This is a genomic window from Phreatobacter aquaticus (assembly GCF_005160265.1).
Classification (GTDB): Bacteria; Pseudomonadota; Alphaproteobacteria; order Rhizobiales; family Phreatobacteraceae; genus Phreatobacter; species Phreatobacter aquaticus.
This window is the reverse complement of sequence record NZ_CP039865.1, coordinates 2418951-2434164: the sequence shown is the minus strand read 5'-3', so window position 1 is coordinate 2434164 and position 15214 is coordinate 2418951. Positions and strand designations below refer to the sequence as shown.

The 15214-nt window shown below is 64.0% G+C and carries 14 protein-coding genes; 7 read left to right on the top strand and 7 right to left on the bottom strand.

Going from position 1 to position 15214, the window contains the following annotated elements; genetic code table 11:
- Nucleotide 1 precedes the first annotated feature (1 nt).
- Entirely contained in the window at nucleotides 2–988 is a 987-nt protein-coding gene (locus E8L99_RS11370) for a fumarylacetoacetate hydrolase family protein (RefSeq protein WP_137102084.1), read from the bottom strand.
- A gap of 232 nt (nucleotides 989–1220) precedes the next feature.
- Between E8L99_RS11370 and E8L99_RS11365 the strand changes: the two genes are divergently transcribed.
- The 6 genes from E8L99_RS11365 to E8L99_RS11340 all read left to right on the top strand — a co-directional run bounded on the left by E8L99_RS11365 (nucleotide 1221) and on the right by E8L99_RS11340 (nucleotide 5862).
- Entirely contained in the window at nucleotides 1221–2033 is an 813-nt protein-coding gene (locus E8L99_RS11365; RefSeq protein ID WP_252511343.1) for an ABC transporter substrate-binding protein, read from the top strand.
- 8 nt (nucleotides 2034–2041) lie between these two features.
- Nucleotides 2042–2731, top strand: a complete 690-nt coding sequence (locus tag E8L99_RS11360; protein ID WP_137099639.1) for a GntR family transcriptional regulator — start codon at nucleotides 2042–2044, stop codon at nucleotides 2729–2731.
- 14 nt (nucleotides 2732–2745) lie between these two features.
- The gene (locus tag E8L99_RS11355) at nucleotides 2746–3537 is read left to right on the top strand and encodes an ABC transporter ATP-binding protein (RefSeq protein ID WP_252511342.1); all 792 of its coding nucleotides are present in this window, start codon (nucleotides 2746–2748) and stop codon (nucleotides 3535–3537) included.
- On the top strand, nucleotides 3534–4298 hold the full coding sequence (locus E8L99_RS11350) for an ABC transporter permease (protein WP_137099637.1): 765 nt from the start codon (nucleotides 3534–3536) through the stop codon (nucleotides 4296–4298). Before E8L99_RS11355 ends, E8L99_RS11350 begins: the two co-directional genes overlap by 4 nt.
- A gap of 8 nt (nucleotides 4299–4306) precedes the next feature.
- Complete coding sequence (locus tag E8L99_RS11345; RefSeq protein ID WP_137099636.1) at nucleotides 4307–5068, top strand: ABC transporter permease; 762 nt, start codon at nucleotides 4307–4309, stop codon at nucleotides 5066–5068.
- Between the two features lie 158 nt (nucleotides 5069–5226).
- Nucleotides 5227–5862 (top strand): pyridoxamine 5'-phosphate oxidase family protein, encoded by a 636-nt coding sequence (locus E8L99_RS11340; protein WP_137102082.1) that lies wholly within the window; start codon nucleotides 5227–5229, stop codon nucleotides 5860–5862.
- Nucleotides 5863–5881: 19 nt separating this feature from the next.
- On the opposite strand, the gene E8L99_RS11335 is transcribed toward E8L99_RS11340, so the two are convergent.
- From E8L99_RS11335 to E8L99_RS11325, 3 genes are all read right to left on the bottom strand, one after another.
- A complete protein-coding gene (locus E8L99_RS11335; protein ID WP_137099635.1) occupies nucleotides 5882–7555 on the bottom strand; it encodes an ABC transporter ATP-binding protein/permease in 1674 nt (557 codons plus the stop codon).
- The gene (locus E8L99_RS11330) at nucleotides 7552–8277 is read right to left on the bottom strand and encodes a ChuX/HutX family heme-like substrate-binding protein (RefSeq protein WP_137099634.1); all 726 of its coding nucleotides are present in this window, start codon (nucleotides 8275–8277) and stop codon (nucleotides 7552–7554) included. Before E8L99_RS11330 ends, E8L99_RS11335 begins: the two co-directional genes overlap by 4 nt.
- Before the next feature lie 114 nt (nucleotides 8278–8391).
- Entirely contained in the window at nucleotides 8392–10593 is a 2202-nt protein-coding gene (locus E8L99_RS11325; protein WP_168201651.1) for a TonB-dependent hemoglobin/transferrin/lactoferrin family receptor, read from the bottom strand.
- 343 nt (nucleotides 10594–10936) lie between these two features.
- Between E8L99_RS11325 and E8L99_RS11320 the strand changes: the two genes are divergently transcribed.
- Nucleotides 10937–11710 carry a siderophore-interacting protein gene (locus tag E8L99_RS11320; protein ID WP_137099632.1) on the top strand — a complete coding sequence of 258 codons (774 nt, stop codon included), beginning with the start codon at nucleotides 10937–10939 and terminating at the stop codon, nucleotides 11708–11710.
- A gap of 37 nt (nucleotides 11711–11747) precedes the next feature.
- Here E8L99_RS11320 and E8L99_RS11315 read toward each other — a convergent pair whose 3' ends face one another.
- The 3 genes from E8L99_RS11315 to E8L99_RS11305 form a co-directional block, all read right to left on the bottom strand.
- Nucleotides 11748–12533: an aspartate racemase/maleate isomerase family protein gene (locus tag E8L99_RS11315; RefSeq protein WP_137099631.1), complete on the bottom strand. Its 786-nt coding sequence runs from the start codon at nucleotides 12531–12533 to the stop codon at nucleotides 11748–11750.
- 94 nt (nucleotides 12534–12627) lie between these two features.
- Entirely contained in the window at nucleotides 12628–13914 is a 1287-nt protein-coding gene (locus tag E8L99_RS11310) for a hydroxymethylglutaryl-CoA reductase, degradative (RefSeq protein ID WP_137099630.1), read from the bottom strand.
- 45 nt (nucleotides 13915–13959) lie between these two features.
- The gene (locus E8L99_RS11305) at nucleotides 13960–14991 is read right to left on the bottom strand and encodes a Bug family tripartite tricarboxylate transporter substrate binding protein (RefSeq protein ID WP_137099629.1); all 1032 of its coding nucleotides are present in this window, start codon (nucleotides 14989–14991) and stop codon (nucleotides 13960–13962) included.
- Nucleotides 14992–15214 lie beyond the last annotated feature (223 nt).

The window sequence follows — 15214 nt, the reverse complement described above, 5'->3', positions numbered from 1 at the left end:
GTCAGGCTTGGCTCACCACCGTGTTGGCGAGAATGCCGATCTTCTCGATTTCGAGCTCGATGCGGTCGCCGCTTTTGAGGAACACACCAATCTCCAGCCCGCAGCCGTTGCCGACCGTTCCCGAGCCGATAAATTCGCCCGGCATAATCGTCTCGTCCTGCGACATGTGGGCGATGATCTCCTCGAACGAATAGAGCATGCCGGAGCTGGTGGAATCGCAACGCGTCTCGCCGTTGACGCGGGCCTGCATGCGCAGATTGTAGGGATCGACGATCTCGTCGGGAGTGACGATCCAGGGGCCGAGCACATTGCCATTGTCGAAGCTCTTGCCCTTGGCGGGCCCGAGGCGGCCGGCCATCTCGATCCGCTGGGCGTCGCGGGCCGAGAAGTCGTTGAAGATCGTGAAGCCGAAAATGTGATCCTTGGCCTTGGCAGCCGAGATGTTGGCGCCCCGGCCCTTGGTGATGCAGGCCAGTTCCAGCTCGTAGTCCATCACCTTGCTGTATTTCGGCCATTTGACCGTCGAGCCGGGCGCGCCGACGGTGAACCGATTGGTGATGTAATAGATCGGCACCTGCCGATAGACCTCGGGCAGTTCGCCGAGCGGCTCGGCTTCGAGACGCGCCAATTCCGCCATGTCGCCCTTGGCACGGGCCGCCATCTTGGCGCCGCCCCTCGGTCCCTGGAGGATGTGGATCGGAAACGACATCGCGTCCCGCATCTGGCGGGGCACCGGCAGCGGCGCCAACAGTTCGACATCCGAGACCTTGTGCGTCAGGTCCGCCTCGTTGACGCGGGACTGAAAGATCGTCCGGGTCGCGTCGAGGCCACGGTCACCCGCATCGATCAGATCGAGCATGGAACCGAAGGCACCGGCATCCTGGCCGCCGCGCTTAGCCGCAAGCGCGAGGTCGAAAAGGCCGGAATCGTTGGAGTGCACAATGCCGATGCGCTCTGTCCCCTGATGCCGAAAGGTTGCGAGTTTCATCGTCTGCCCTTGCTTTGAAAAAATATATATGCATGAAATATCGATAAAGAAGGACGAGTCAAGCAGCGCCTTGGCTCGCACACAGGGAGAGATTTCCATGGCTTGGATGGCAAAAGGCCTGGCTGCGCTAGTCGCGGCAGTGATCGGCACCAGTGTATTCATGGCAGGCAGCGCCAGCGCGCAGCACCGCATCAAGATCGGCTGCACCGCGACGACAGACTGCGCGTCAGCCATGGTCGCGATCGACCAGGGCATCTTCCGCAAGCATGGGATCGAAGCGGAAATGGTGCTGATCGGCATCAATTCAAACATCCCGGCGGCCCTGCTGTCGAATTCCATCCAGATCGGCGGCCCGACATCGAGCGTCTTCCTGCAGGCGGCCGATGGCGGCCTGCCGATCGTTGGTGTGGCGGGAGCATCGGTGATGTCGCCTGCGACCAACCCGCTCGTTGCGGCCTTCGTGCGCAATGGGCTGACACTGACAAAGCCCGCCGACTTCATCGGCAGGAAGGTCGGCGCTCCCGGCTTCGGTGCCTATCTCCACGTGCTGTTCGTGAAGTGGCTGATGGACAACGGGGTTGACCCTTCGAAGGTCAATTTCGTCGAGGTCAGCTTCCCGACCATGAGCGATGTGATCCGCTCACAGGCGGTCGATGTGGTCCTCGCCGGCGAGCCGACCGTTGCCCGCATGCTGGAGGCCCGCGTCGGCACGATCGGCGCCCGCTATGTCGCCGAACTCGCGCGCACCGATCCGATCATCTTCTATGCCGCCGCACGCAGCTGGGCCGCCCAGAACCCGCAAGCCGTTGCCGGATTCCGGGCAGCGATCCGCGAGGCCGCCGAGATCGTCAACACCGATGACGACAAGGCATCGGAATCGATCGCAAAGTTCACCCGGCAGCAAATGGCGCTTGTGCGCTCGGTCCCGCGCTCACGCGCCAACCCTTCCCTCACCGGTGACAACCTGCGCTGGTGGGTCGAGGTCATGACCCAGCAGAAACTGCTGCAAGGGACTCCCGATGTGAACTCGTTCATCCTTCCATAGGACAGCCCATGGCACGCACGGCCCTTGTTGCAGACACCTCCGCCGTGCCTCCGGATACGCTGACCGACCGCGCCATCGCGCTTGTGCAACGTGACATTCTCGGCGGGACTCTTCCACCGGGAGCAAAGCTTCGGATCGCGGAACTGGTCGCGCGCTACGAGATTGGCGCGACCCCCTTGAGGGAAGCTCTGTCGCGGCTGGTGTCGCTTGGCCTCATCATCGCGATAGGTCAGCGCGGATTTCGCGTGCCAGCGGTCAGCAAGGACGACCTGAACGATATCACCACCATCCGGCTGCTGATCGAGTCAGAGGCCATCCGGCTCTCAATAGAACGGGGGGCAGACGCCTGGGAGGCAACAATCCTGTCCAGCCTCCATCGGCTCAAGCGCTATGTGGAGCGCCATGGCAAGGCGTTTGGCGAGGGCACGGAGGAGTTCGATGCGCTTCATAAGGACTTCCACCACGCACTGATCAGCGCATGCGGATCGCCGCGACTGCTCGATGCGGCTTCGAACCTTTACGACCAGGCCTATCGCTACCGTCGCGTCATGATGCGCGGCTTCTCCGATCCGCAGCGCTTCATCGCATCGCATGCACGCATGGCCGACAGAGTGCTGTCGCGCGATTTCACCGTCGCCCGCGAGGAACTGTCGTCCCACCTGAGGTCGACCCTCAACTACGTTTATCCAGAGACATGAAACCTGCTCCCGCCATGGCCGAACCCCACCCCGACGGTACGCCCCTCTACAGGTTCGAGCAGGTCTCATTGTCGCTTGGCGGCAAGCTGATCATCGACGGCCTCAGTCTCGACGTTCGCCGTGGCGAGTTCGTCTGCATCGTCGGCGCATCCGGTTGCGGGAAGACGACAGCACTCAGGCTTGCTGCCGGGCTCTACCAGCCATCGGGCGGCGATGTGCGTTTCGACGGCAAGACGATGAGGACGCCGCGCCAGGACATCGCGATCATCTTCCAGGACTATGGCAAGGCCCTGCTGCCATGGCGTACGGCGAGCGCCAATATTTCGCTCGCGCTTGAAGCTGCCAAAGTGCCGAAGTCGGACCGCCCCCGCCTGATCCGGGAAGGCCTCGCCAAGGTCGGCCTCGGCGACCATGGAGACAAGTACCCCGCGGAAATGTCGGGCGGCATGCAGCAACGGCTGCAGATCGCGCGGTGCCTTGCCCAAAATCCCCAGGCCCTGCTGATGGACGAGCCATTCGGAGCGCTCGACGCGATGACGCGCCAGTCGCTCCAGGACGAGGTCCTGATGCTGGCCGCCGATACGGGCGCAACGGTGATCTTCGTGACGCACGATCTCGAAGAAGCGATCTATCTCGGCGACCGGGTGATCGGCCTCCTGCCCCATCCCGGCCGCATCGGCATCGAGCTGAAGGTCGATCTGCCGCGACCACGCAACCAGTTGACCACCCGGGAGGAGCCGGAATTCCTGCGGCTCAGGCGCATCCTGTTTGACTTCATCAAGGCGTCCGAAGGCGGCGCAGCATGAACGGAGACCGCCTGAGGGGCCTCGTTCTGCCGGCCGCTGCCGTTCTGGCTCTTGAGGCGTGGCTGCGGATTTCGCCGATCAAGAGCGATGCTCTCGCACCACCGTCGGAGGTGGTGATCGCGCTCGCGGCTGCCCTCGGCGACGGTTCGATCCTTCTCGCCACGGGAGATACCCTGATCGGGGCCCTTGCAGGCCTGATGCTTGGCGCCGCCATCGGGCTCGCCATCGGCATCCTCATCGGCCTGCTGCCGCCGATCGACCATCTGCTCGAAGTGCCGATCGAATCCATTCGGCCGATCCCCTCCGTCGCCCTGCTACCGATCGCACTGATGGTGTTCGGCTTCGGCTATCTCCTGGAGATCAGCATCGTCGCCAAGACCTGCATGTTCGCCACCCTGATCATGACGAGGGCGGCGGTGCGAGGCGTCGAACCCCGGCTGATGGAGGTCGCAAGGGCGCTGCGGCTTTCGCCCATCGCACGCGTGACCAAGATTGTCCTTCCTGCCGCCCTGCCGGGAATATTTGTTGGTTTCCGGCTTGCAGCCAGCGCCGCCCTGATTGTTGCAGTGACCGCCGAGATCACCATGAATCCTCAGGGTCTCGGGCACGCGATGATGACGGCGCAGCAAGCGCTTCGGCCCGACCTGATGCTGGCCTATCTCGTGTGGATCGGGCTTGTCGGCTTCCTCTGGAACGCGGTCCTGCTGTTTGCCCAACGCCACCTCTTCGGGCGCGCGGCTCTTGCCGAGGGCGACCGATGATGATCGACATGCGACGCCTCGCCTGGCGGTGTGCCAGCTTCGCATTTGCCGCCGGCCTCATCTGGCTCTGGCAGATGGTCGCCAACGCGCGGCTGATCTCACCGATCTTCCTGCCTGGACCGGACCGCGCATGGGCGGCCCTGATCAACGGCTTCGCCTCCCGCGACCTTGGGGCCAAGCTTCTCGGCACACTGCAGCACATGGCCTTGGGCTGGCTGGTGGCCTGCATCGCCGCCATCGTGCTCGGTTCGCTCATCGGCTCATCGCGCCGCGCGCGGATCTATGTCGCGCCGTCGCTGGAATTCCTGCGACCGCTGCCAGTCTCCGCGATCATCCCGGTCGCCATTGCGCTCTATGGGCTCAGCGAGGGCATGGCGATTTTCGTCATCGCTTTCGGCACGCTCTGGCCCATGCTGCTGGCGACGATCCAGGGTTTTGCCAGCGTAGAGCCCCGGTTGCTCGAAGTGGCTAGGGCGCTCAATCTGTCGCGCCTTGAGACCATCGCGAAGATCTCCCTGCCCTCCGCCATGCCGGACATTCTCAGCGGCATGCGGGTGAGCCTGACCGTTGCTCTGATCCTGTCCGTGGTCTGCGAGATCGTCGCTGGCCTCAGCGGTCTTGGGCAATGGATCCTGATTTCCGCCCGCATGTTCCGCGCGCCGGACCTGTTCGCTGGCGTGATCCTGCTCGGTATCGTTGGCTATGTCGCGGCCGCGGCGATTTCCTTTGTCGAGCACCGCCTCCTTACCTGGCGCAGAGCAGGCCACTGAAACGTCGAGGCTGACCTGACGGGTATCGCCTTCTCCTGCCTGGTCAAAGCCGGTAGACCCGGCTTGCCCAATGCGATTCCTGAACACCGTCTCTTCGACAGCCCTTCCGAGGTGGAACCTGCGACATGAGCGACAGCACATTTGAAGACCGGCGCGCGATGAGGCGTCAGAGGGACGAGAACAAGCCGCTTGTGACATCCCAGGGAGACCTGCGGACCCATTTCGGGCAGGTCAGTCCGCTTGCGGAGAAGAAGGTCCTCACGCGGCTCGACAAGTTCTGCCGTGACTTCATTGCGCTCTCACCATTCCTGGTCCTCGCCTCAAGCGATGGACAGGGCAATGCGGATGCGAGCCCGCGCGGCGACGGGCCAGGCTTCGTCGCCGTTCTCGACGATACCAGCCTGCTCATTCCGGACCGTCGCGGCAACAATCGCGTCGACAGCTTCGCCAATGTCCTGGCTTCGCCCGGTATCGGCCTGATCTTCTTCGTCCCGGGGGTCAACGAGACGCTGCGGATCAATGGCAAGGCCGAGATCACGCAGGACCCCGCCTTGCTCGCGCCTCTCGCCGTGCAGGACATCGTGCCGACGATCGGGCTCAAGGTCCGTGTCGAGGAGGCCTATTTCCATTGTGGCAAGGCGCTGATGCGATCGAAGCTCTGGGACCCGGCAACCCAGATCGAGCGCCACAGCTTCCCGACACTCGGCCGGATCATCGCGGAGCAGACAGCCGCGATCGAGGTCGATGTCGCGGAGAAGGCGATGGAAGAGGGCTACCGGACAAGACTTTACTGAGGCTTTGCCGGTCGCCGCCTCACTCGAGCGTGATGGTTCGAACCGACCCAAGCCCCTTCGGCTCGCGATGCGCGATAATGACGAAGGTCGCATCGGGAAGCTCACGGCGAAGCGCGGACAGGACGGCCGCCTCGGCCTCCTCGTCCAATGCGCTGGTCGCCTCGTCCAGCAAGACATGATCGGGACGGTCAATCAGGAGCCGCGCCAGCACCAGCCGCTGCCGTTCTCCGCCGGACAGGCCGAGTGTTGAGACGTCCGCGTCGAGACTGGCCGCCGCGGCAAGCCGCGTGAGCCCAACCAGCGTCAATGCGGCAGCGATATCTCCGTGATCAAGGTTGGCGGCATCGGCCGGATAGACAGCGGCATCCGCGACCGAACCGATCGGCAGGTAAGCCTGCTGGGGCAGGACGACGAGGTGCCCTGGCGGGTAGTCGATCCGGCCTGTGCCGTGGGGCCAGATGCCTGCGACCGTGCGGGCCAGCGTTGTCTTGCCAAGCCCCGAGCGACCGCGAAGCCAGACTGTTTCGCCAGGTGCCACATCGATGCCATCGATCCGCAGGATCGACCGACCGTCTGGCTGGTGGAGTTCAACGTTCCCGAGACGAAGGGAGGCCCCCTTCCCCCGGGTTGTGCCGCTCTCGGTCATGGAGGCTGTGACGGCCGCCTCGCGGAAATTGTCGAGGCGCTTGGCGGCCGATGCCAGCTCAGCGAGATCGCGGTAGGAAAAGATGAACCAGGAGAGCGTCGTCACCACGTTCTGGAACGCCGATCCGATCTGCATCAGACCACCAAATGTCAGCCGCCCGGCGAGAAAGGCCGGCAGCGCCAGGAACAGCGGAATGCGCAACACGGTCTGCATGTAGGGCCGGGTGAAACAGCCGAGGATGAACTCGCGGTTCATCAATTGTCGCCAGTTCAGAATGATCGCCTCGAAGCGTTGCTGGAATAGACGCCGTTCCGCGGCCTCGCCGCCGATGAGCGCGACCTGCTCGCCCGCACCTCGAAACCGCGACAGGGCAAAGCGAAAATCGGCTTCGGTCTTCTGCTGCTGGACATTCAACGGCACCAGGGGAGCGCCGAGCCAATGGGTGACACCGCTGGAGATCGCCACATAGATCGGCGCCGCCCACACCATGTAGCGGGCAATCGAGATATCCACCCCGAACAGTTGGAAGCTGAGCGGGAATGTCGAGAGGTTCCACAGGATGGCGAAATAGGTGACGAGTGCGACGATATTGGTGATCAGTTCGAGCGCTTCGGTGGTCAGCCGATAGACGAAGATCCGGCAGTCATCGGCAATCCGCTGGTCTGGATTGTCCAGCCCGTGCTCGGTCCGGTCACGCATGTGCCAGTACGCCTTGCCGGCGAGCCAGTGGCCCAGCATCACGTCGGTCAGCACTTTCCGCCAGCGGATCTGCAACATCTTGCGCAGGTAAGCCGACGCCAGATGAAGCGCTGCACTGATCGCCACCAGCAGGAAGAAGACGCCAATCTGGTTGATTGCCTCCGCCACGTCGACGCGTTGGAGCGCGTTGTAGAAATCATTGGTCCAGCGGATCAGCCGCACCGTGATCTGGACGCTGACAAGCCCCAAAGCGAAGACGACCGCGAAGAGGGCGATGCCGAACCGCCCTCCCGGCTGCCACGCGCAGATAACCGCGAGACGCCAGATCTGGCTCAGAACGATCCTCACGACAGGTTGGCCGGCCCGCGGAGCACCAGGCCGATATCTCGCCCCTCGCCATCCTGTGCATGGAGTTCGACGCCGACATCGGTCGGCTCCTGCCGCCACCTGCTGACAGCGCCAGCCTTCAAGTGCAGGTGAAAGTCGGTCTGGATGATGTTGAAGAAGCCCATCATCGGTTTGATCTCGGCAATCGTGCCGCTCCAGCGCTGCTCCAACCCATTGCCGCGATAGATGATGCTGACAGTGTCGCCGTTCTCTCTTGCCGCATGGAGGGGGCGAGCACCCACATCCTCTGGATCAACGTCGGCGGCTTGGCCACCGCCGGAGGGCACTGGCTTCAGCTTCTCGGGCAAAGTCGTTCCAGGCTCGACCCCGGCCAAAGCCTGATCGAATGGCTCGATCCCTTCGAGGCCGATCACACTGAACAAGGCGGTGCCGGCCGAGTCCTGGAATTCCAGGCGCGGCATGGCCTTGTCCCTCATCTTGCCGGATCGGTCGACGACGACGGCGGTCACGATGGACAGGTCGATCCGGGCATCGTGCGCCGAGCCTGAGAGCGTGACTGAAGTCGTATCCGCGACAACGCGGTCGACGACACCAATTCGCTCGTGGGTTGTCCCCTTGTCGGAGACCGAGAGCATGACGCGGCCCATGCCGCGTGTGCAGGCAAGAGCTGCGGCAACGCCGCAGGTCAGAGCCTCTCGAATGGGACGCGTATCGGTGGTCATGGCATGCTCGCTAGGTTGGATTGGAGGCGGGTGGGCGGCCGGCACTCTGGGAGGAGAGGCCAGGCCGCCATGCTGCACGGCCGCCCGGGCACGGGCGGGCCGGCGGCTGGGGTGTCAGAAGTCAGCGGTTGCGGAGAGCTTGAGTGTGCGGCCCGGCGCAACTTGCAGTTCCAGCGGGTTCGATTGCGCCTGTGATGTGGTCGGCGTGATCGGGTAGGTCGTGCCCGTTCCGAGATTCTGGAAATAGCGCGTATCGAAGATGTTCTGCACACCGGCGCGGAGGGTCACGTTCGACTGGGGCTTCCAGTTGACGAAGGTGTCGAGCACGAACCAGCCGCCGGGCTTGTAATAGGTCGCGGAGCTCACGCGCGTGACCGGCGCCGAAAAGCGCCCGACCACTTCGCCATCGAGATTCCATTCCCGCTTGAACCAGCGCAGTCCGAGCGTTCCATTGAATGGGCTGGCAGCATCGAAGGCCGTGACGGCGGAGGTCGGCGTCGCTCGCTGATTGCCGAACTGATAGGAGAAGCCGGCATTGAGGATCAGGTCGTCGGTCACCCGATATTCGGCGGAACCCTCAACCCCCCAGAGTACGACAGAGGCGAGATTGAGCGACGTGTAGTCGTTCGTCCCGGCCACCTGCTGAAGGGTTGCGATGAAGTCTTTGTAGGTGGAGTGGAAGACGCCAAGCGAGAACCAGCCGCGCTCATAACGCCCCCGGAATCCGGCCTCCCAAGTGCGCGAACTCTCCGGGTTCAGGTTCGGGTTGGGCACAAGATTGAAGGACGTACCGGGCAGCGACATGTAGAGTTGCTGGGCCGTCGGCATCTTGAAGCCCTCGGCATAGCGGGCATAGACGGAATAGACGTCGGTCAGTTTGAAGATGGTCCCGACCTGCGGAATGAACCGCGTGGAGGTGAGTTCGCGCGGCGGCGCCGCGGGGTCGACCACATAGCCCGCGCCAATACGTGGCGTGATGCGATAGGTGGCGAGGCGCCCACCGGGCGTGATCGTCCAGCGGCCATCGATCAGCTTGATCTCGTCCTGCAGATAGCCATCGGCCCGCACTGTCGTCGCATTGGCGAAGTTGAAGCCGCCGGCGATTGTCGTGGTGGAAGCGCCGGTTGTCAGGTTGGTGGTCACGCTCTCGCGGTAATAGTCGGTCTTGGCGATATCACCCTGGAAGCCGTAGGTCAGGGTGTGGAGCGAGGGTCCGAGATTGAAGTGCGACGTGAACTGGATGTCGCTCTGATAGAACTTCTCGGAATAGTTCAGGATGTCGTGAACCGTGCGCGTCTGCCCGGCATTGGCGCCCGTGCCCGTCTGCCAGCGCGTGCTGTCGAGGTCGCGGCGCTGCGGCGAATAGGTCAGATTCCAACGGACCGCATCGATCCAGCCCCAGGCCGGCGTCCAGGCATGGGACAATGTGGCCCGCTGCCGCTCCAGCTCCTGCAAGCGCGGATAATTTCCGTTCTGCCAGTTGGACGAGATCACGCCAAAATCATAGAGCTGCGTGGTGATCGTTGCCTTGCTGTAGCGCTCATAGGTCAGACGAAACTCGTGGTCGTCCGCGGGGCGCCAGATCACCTTGCCGAAGCCGTTCCAGTTCTGGGCCCGGAATGGGTCGGTGATGTTGCAGGCAATTGCGCGGGTGGCCGGGCAGCCCCAGCTGCCGCCATCTGCGCGGGCCGTCGAATAAGTCGGCTGCAGCGCGGTGCCGTGGCTCAACGAAAAGATCGCCTCGATATTGGGCGAGAGCGTCACGCCGGCCATTGCCGTCTTGACGATGGAGCGGGTGAAACTGTCGAAGCTCGTTTGCAGTCGTGCGCCCCAGCCCCGCGGGTTGCCCCGAATGAGATCCTGCGGATCAAGGGTGCGGAAGGCGACGAGACCGCCGAGCGCATCGGCGCCCCAGAGCACCGAAGCCGGGCCACGCATGATCTCGATCGACTTCATGTAGGGAAGGTCGATCAGGTCGCGCGTGCCGTCGGTGATCCGCTCAATGGTGCGGGCGCCGTCCACCGTGATGGCAACACGGTTGCCGGACATGCCGCGAACCGTGAAGCCACCGAGGTTCTTCCAAGGATCGGTGCCGGAGGTGACTCGCTCCACTGAAACGCCCGGCGTGTAACGCACGACATCCTGGATGTCGCGGACCTGGCGTTCATCCATCTGCTGGCGGGATATGACGTCGATGGTTGCCGGAACGTCCAGTCGCTGGCGCTCCTCGCGGGTGGCAGTGACCGTGATTTCGTCACCACCAACCGACTGTGCCGTGGCCGCGCAGATCGATGCAGCGAGCGCGCATGCGGACATAGACGCCCTAAGCGCCAATTCTCGTGAAAGAGCCATGTGCCCCAAACCCTTTGCCTGACCAAGATGATGGCTGGCTGGCTTGCGGCGAGCTGGCTGGAGCGTCGCCTCCCCTCACGAGGCGTCGCTTGGAGCATGCCTATATATCTTGATTTTTTTTGTCAACAAATTGACTCACAGAATTCCTGCAGGCATCAACAGCGCAATGCGCCGGCCTGCAACATGGCAAGTTCGATCGGGATCGCAGCCAGGCTCGACACTTGTCCGGCGCGCTCACGATCATAGCCTGCTGCGCTTTGGTGCTCCGCGCGTCCAACAGGCTGGTGACGTCTCCTCAGGAGGAACCATGGAAGAGTCAGAGAAACACCCGATTACCCGAGTCCGGCACGACCTCCATCTGCGACGGGTCGTCGTCCGCCGGACTGAATTCGTTACGCCCAGGATGCTCCGGCTGACATTGGCAGGCCCGGCCCTGGCAGGCTTCACCAGCCTCGCCGCCGATGATCACATCAAGGTCATTGTGCCAGGATCCGAGCCTGTGGAACGGCGCGACTACACGCCGCGCCGGTTCGATGCGGCGACCGGCGAGTTGACCATCGACTTCGCGCTCCACGAGGCCGGCCCGGTGACCCAATGGGCGATGCAGGCAAAGCCCGGCGATGAAGCAGAGATCGCCGGTCCCCGAGGCTCTGTTCTGTTCCCCAACGACTTCGATTGGTGGTTGTTGATCGGCGATGAAACGGCCTTGCCAGCAATCGGCCGCTGGATCGAGAGCATGGCGGCGGGGACCAAGGTCACGTCAATCGTGGCCGTCACCGCGGCCACCGAGCAGCAACGTTTCGAAACGAAGGCTGACCACCGGGGCATTTGGATTCATCGGGCCGCCGAACAATCCGCCGACCCGGAACCGCTCCTTGCGGCCTTGCGCAACCAGCCAATGCCGCCGGGCGATGGTCTTATCTGGATCGCAGCCGAGGCCAAGGTCGCCGCGGCGCTGCGGCAGCATGTTGTCGAGGAGATTCAGCATCCCCTGGCCTGGCTCAAGGCGAGCGGATACTGGGTCAAGGGCCAAGCGGATTCCAAGCAGAGCGTCTCGGAATCGAATGCAAAGGCGCGCTAGCTCTCCCGGCAAAAGCCTCCGCTCCCGCCGGTTGCCTCTACGCCCTCAGGAGGGTGCCGTAGCCTTCGATCGGCCTCCGGCACCCTGAGACCTCAAGCGCCCGCCAGAGGCTTGCCTGATTGGCGGTCACGACAGGGCGCTTCAGCCGCGCTTCGATGGCATCAATGATCCCTGCACAGCGCAGGCCCGTGCCGGCCAGTAGAACGCTGTCTGCCTCTGGTGGGCAATGCCGGCAGACCTGATCAAGCAGGCTGTCCGTCTCCTGGTCGATCGCCATGCCGCGACCGTAGAGATCCTGCGGCGCAATGCCCTGCCATTGGCTTGCCGGCTGGTGGCGCCAGGCCGAGGCGATCGACAAACCAAAGGCCGCAAAATAGGCGACGGCGCTCTCGACGAGCCGGTCGGTCATCCAGGCCGGCATGACAAGGAATGGACGGGCGAGGCCCAACCGGGCTAGCGCCAGACGCAGATCAAGGCCGTTGGTCGTGGCCGTTGTCTGGGGTGACAGGCGCGCAACCATCTCGGCGATCACGGCATCGTCCCACCCTGGGCCGCCGACAAAGCTGCTCGATGAATGGGCCAAAACCGCCACGGACGGGCGAACCTGCTGGAACGCACTGCAACCCCGCACCATGTCGGGTGCGAGATCGACCCCGCTTCGGTCATCGCGCCAGGTGGCCCAGGGCGCGGAAGCGGATACCCGAGCGGCATGAACCGATACGCCCTGCGGAGCCATGGCCCACCATTCGGCCTCGGGCACGACCTCAGTCGCGACGATGAAGATGCCGATACGGGCTACAACGCCCCAATTGTCCGCCTGCATCTCGGGTCGCCTCGCCGTTTGCTGGCGAGAAGTCATGCCCTCTTGCCCTCGCCCGGACAAGGCCTGCTGTCGGACGATGCAAGGTGACCGCCGATCACCCCTGCCGGAGCTTGGCCAGTTCCGCCTCGGCGACATCCTGCCGGACCTGGCGGCGGCCAATCAGGATGGCAGCCAGGGTCTCGATCTCGTCGCCAACGGCACCAACCACGATCGCAATGTTCTTGGCATGCAGCGACATGTGGCCCTTCTGCACACCTTCGGTTGCAAGCACCCGCATGGCGGCGAAATTCTGCGCCAGGCCAACGGCGGCAATGATTCGTGCCAGTTGCTCTGCGGTCGTGACGCCGAGCAGCTTGATGCAGGCTCGCGCTGTGGGGTGGACCTTGGTCGCACCGCCAACGAGGCCGACAGCCAGCGGCATTTCGAGCGTGCCCGCCAGGCTGCCGTCCGCCGTCACTTCCCAATTGGTCAGGCTCTTGTAGCGACCGGTCCGTGCAGCAAAGGCATGGGCGCCCGCCTCGACCGCGCGGGTGTCGTTGCCGGTCGCCAGTACGACGGCCGAGACGCCGTTCATGATGCCCTTGTTGTGGGTGGCCGCGCGATAGGGATCGGCTTCGGCGAACTGATAGGCGGCGATCATCGCATCGCGAACGGCGGGCCCTCCGATGGCATCCGCCGGCCAGACGGCACGGGCGCGGGCCAGACGGCGATCGGCAAGATTGGACAGGATGCGCAGCAGCACGCGGCCGCCGGTCCAGGCCTCGATGGAGGGCGCCAGCGCCTCTGCCATCGTGTTCACAGCATTGGCGCCCATCGCATCGCGGGTATCCACGATGAGATGGGTGACGACGATTTCGCCGCCACGGGTCGGCACGACGCGCACCTCGAGATCACGGAAGCCGCCGCCGAGCTTCACCAGCAGCGGATCGCAGGCATTGCAGGCTGCGGCGATCTCGTCGCGCCGTTCCAGAATTCGGATGCGGGCGCTCTGAGGGTCGCTGACGCCAAGCAGCTGGATCTGCGCGATCATCAGCGTACCAGAGATCGACGTCGTGAAGCCGCCAGCGTCGTAACACTGCTTGGCGGCATTGCAGACAGCCGCGACCACCGAGGATTCCTCGGTCGCCATCGGCACCAGCACATCCTGGCCATCGACCTTCATATTGGTCGCGACACCGATCGGGATCGCGATCGTACCGACGACGTTTTCGATCATGTGATCGGCGATATGGGCATCGAGGTTGCCGGGCATGGCAAGCTGCGCCACCGATTCCTCGTCGAGCCCGCAGAAGGCGGCCACAGCCGCCCTCCGCTCATCGGTTGTCATTCTGTGAAAGCCTGGAATGCGGGAGTTCGCGGCGGGCTGGGGGGACTTCGACATGTCAGGCTCTCGATCGGACGGAAGGGGAAGGACGCTGCTTCGTCCTCACTCCAGCTTGATGTTGGCGGTGCGAATGACGTCGCCCCAGCGCTGGGTCTCGCTGGCCAGCATCGCGCGGAGAGCCGCGGCATCGCCGGTCAGCACGTCGATCCCCTGGGCGGCGAGCCTGGCGCGCAAGGCCGGATCCTCGGTCGCCTTGCTGAGCGCATCGCCCACCTTGGCAATGATGGCAGGCGGGGTTGCTGCCGGTGCGAACAGACCCTGCCAGAAGGTCACCTCGCCGAAGCCCGGAACCGTGTTCGCGATCGGCGGCAGATCGGGGAACAGCGGTACGCCGCTCTTTACGGAGACGCCGAGGCCACGGGTGTTGCCGGCCTGGATGAAGGCCATGGCCTCCTGCACGCCCTGGAACACCGCGTGAATGCGACCTGCCTGCAGATCAAGGGCCGCGCCACCGCCGCCGCGATAGGGGACGTGCAGGATGTCGATACCGGCCTGGGCCTTGAAGATTTCGAGGCAGAGATGGCTGACCGAGCCAGTGCCAGGCGATCCGAAGGCGATCTTGCCGGGATTGGCCTTGCAGTGCGCCACCAGTTCGCCAACCGTCTTTACCGGCAGCGAGGGATGGACATGCAGGATGAAGGCGGTGCGGAACACCATGCCGATCGGCGCCAGTTCCTTGTCCGGCTCGCGGGGCGTCAGATTGGGCTGGAGCGTCCGGTTGATCGCCAGCGTCGTCGTGCCCATCAGCAGCGTGTAGCCATCGGGCTGGGCCCGTGCGACGCCGGTCGCAGCCACCGAGGTCGCAGCGCCCGGCCGGTTTTCGACGACGACCGATGCATTGAGGGTCCGGGCCATATGCTCGGCGACAATCCGGCTCGTGACATCCGTGAGGCCGCCCGGCGGGTAGCCTTCCACGATGGTAACGGCGCGTGCCGGCCAGTCGGTTGATGCCGCCTGCGCCAAGGCTTCTGACGCCGGCAGCGCCAGAGGTGCGGAGAGCGCGGCGCCAACAAAGGCGCGACGGTCGAGCAGCGCATGCGGTGTGCCCGCGGGCTTGCCGGTGATCTCAGACATGGTGTCTCCTCCTCAGAGCGTCTCTGTTGCGGACAGCGAAGCGGATCACCCGGGCCTTCTCGGCATGAGGAGGTTGATGACCGACTGCGGATGCTTGCGTGTCCGGGTTTCCTCGACCTGGATTTCTGGCCCTTTTGGAACTGGCACAGTTGACTGAATTGTCCCAGTAAACAACGATCCGACAAGGGACAGTTTGTCGAATTTCAACGGCATCTGTGCAGGC